The following is a 2,172-nucleotide window of genomic DNA, read 5'->3' as shown; positions in this document are numbered from 1 at the left end:
GGAGAGATATCGTAATCTCGTTGAGCTCTCCCCCGACGTGATCATGACGTTCGACTTCAAGGGAATCGTGACCTCGGTCAATCCCGCAATAGAGAGGCTTTCAGGATTCTCCCAGGATGAGATCTTAGGGAAACATTTCTCGAAGCTGGGTTACTTTCGTCTCCAGGATATTCCTAGATTCACGAGGATCGTCAGCTCTATAGTAAGGGGAAAGATACCATCGCCAATTGAGTTCCCCTACGTCCATAAGGACGGCACCCCGAAATGGGCGGAAGCTCACGCAGGCTACGACTACGAGAGAGGAAGGAGGATTGGGATTCATACCGTCGTGATGGATATCACCGACCGCAAGATCGTGGAGGAGGAGTTGAAGGAGCACGCTTTCAGCCTCGAAGAGCTAGTTAAGCGGCGTTCCCAGGAGCTTGTCGAGGCGGAGATGATGGTGACGGCAGGAAAAATGGCGTCCATGGTGGGCCATGACCTCCGGGCGCCTCTGTCCAACATCAAGAACTCGCTGTACCTCATCGAGCGTAAACCCGAGATGCTCGAGAAACTCAAGCCCTTGATATTTAACTCGGTCGACTACGCACTGAACATGCTAGAGGAGCTCCGCTTAATCACCCGCACGGCTGAGCCAACCCTCATGGAGACGAATCTGGGGAATTTGGTTCGGAGGGCTGTCGATGAAGCTCAAATACCCAAGGAGGTCGAAGTCGAGACCCAGATAGGAGAAGGCTTGGCATCCGCCCAACTAGATCGCACCCAGATCCGCAGGGTGCTGGACAACCTAATCAAGAACGCAGTCGAGGCCATGCCAAAGGGGGGGACCCTCGTTCTTTCCCTAGACGCCGAGGAGGGAGACATCATATTGAACGTCGAGGACACGGGCGACGGCATCCCCGAGGAGGATATGCCAAACATCTTCACGCCGTTCTATACGACAAAATCCAATGGAATGGGCTTAGGACTTGCCTACTGTAAACGGGCTGTGGAGTCTCATGGGGGAGCCATTACTTGGGTATCGAAGATTGGCGTAGGAACGACATTCACCGTAAAACTACCTTTAAATCCGGATTAACATAAAATCCCCGATTCTTTTCCGCTCATAAATTATCATCATTCAGCCATCTCAAAGTTGAGGAGATGCGCTGACCTACAATCTCCTGCAACCTTTTCTCGTCGTCTCCGAAAAAGTCAGCCTCGACTGTTATAGCCATCCCCTCCGAGAGGGGGATCAAGATCATTAAGAATCAACTCTAAACTAAACCCTCGGGGATCTTACCTCACTTCCTACTGCTAGGATCTAATGAAAAAGAGAGATGGGTTTTACTCGTCCACGTCTAGGGCGATGTTCCTATGGGCTATCGCTGCCCCCGCGTTCAGAGCCGCCGCTATTTGGATGACCTCGGCGATCTCCTCCTTCGAAGCGCCGGCCTTCAACGCTGCCTTGGTGTGCCCCTCGATACAGTAAGGGCACCGGGTCAGGTATGTGCACGCGACCGCGACCAGCTCCTTCGTCTTCCTGTCCAGCTTCCCGGGGGTGAAGACCTTCCTGTTCCAGTCTGCGAATGCCTCCATCGCCTCGGAGTCGAAGTACTCGTTTACCCTTTGATCCCGCCTCTTGGCGTAGAAAAAGTCCATGGAGAGATTTGTCCTCCCATTTTCTCTATAAGAATTGCGGTGGGTCACCGGATGAGCCCGGAGATCGCCGCCAGGGTATTCTCGATGCCATCCGTGAAGCCCATGGCGTTGATCTTCCTGAATCTGTCCTCGTACTCCGGGTTCGATGTCAACATCCCGATCAATCCGAGGAACCTCTCCCCGCCCACATCATCCTGATGGATTGCCTCAGCGAACCCGAGCTCCTTAGCCCTCCTAGCGTTCGCGTACTGCTCAGTATGGTTGGGGGTGGGGATGATGATGCTGGGCTTGCCGTAGCAGATGGACTGCATTATCGTGTTGTGGCCCCCCCTGCAGATTATCGCGTCCGCTGCCTTGAGGTATCTGTAGCGGTCCTCGACCCACGGGATCACCGTCAGGCTCCCAGACGTGACCGGATCTGATCCCCCCTCGGGATCCCCCGTGGACATCACGACCTTGACGTCCTCAGGGAAATCTTCGAAGATGGGCTTCAGCATCTTGATGAGGGGCACCTTCTCCTGCCTGGGCCCG

General features: G+C 54.3%; 3 protein-coding genes. 1 reads left to right on the top strand and 2 read right to left on the bottom strand.

The genetic code is table 11. From position 1 onward, the window contains the following. On the top strand, window positions 1-1,078 hold a 1,078-nt coding region (locus tag LN415_09785; protein MCJ2557376.1), incomplete at its 5' end, for a PAS domain S-box protein. 248 nt (window positions 1,079-1,326) lie between these two features. On the opposite strand, the gene LN415_09780 is transcribed toward LN415_09785, so the two are convergent. Together LN415_09780 and LN415_09775 are read right to left on the bottom strand one after the other, a co-directional pair. Beyond that, the gene (locus LN415_09780) at window positions 1,327-1,641 is read right to left on the bottom strand and encodes a carboxymuconolactone decarboxylase family protein (GenBank protein ID MCJ2557375.1); all 315 of its coding nucleotides are present in this window, start codon (window positions 1,639-1,641) and stop codon (window positions 1,327-1,329) included. 44 nt (window positions 1,642-1,685) lie between these two features. Then, window positions 1,686-2,172 (bottom strand): hypothetical protein (locus LN415_09775; protein MCJ2557374.1); only part of this gene is annotated, 487 nt, incomplete at its 5' end.

This window comes from Candidatus Thermoplasmatota archaeon (assembly GCA_022848865.1).
GTDB lineage: Archaea > Thermoplasmatota > Thermoplasmata > RBG-16-68-12 > JAGMCJ01 > JAGMCJ01.
This window is presented reverse-complemented; position numbering and strand designations above follow the sequence as displayed.

What these genes read in the sequence shown, in the direction of transcription:
- LN415_09780 (MCJ2557375.1), bottom strand. Translation starts at nt 1,641, where the DNA reads ATGGACTTTTTCTACGCCAAGAGGCGGGATCAAAGGGTAAACGAGTAC.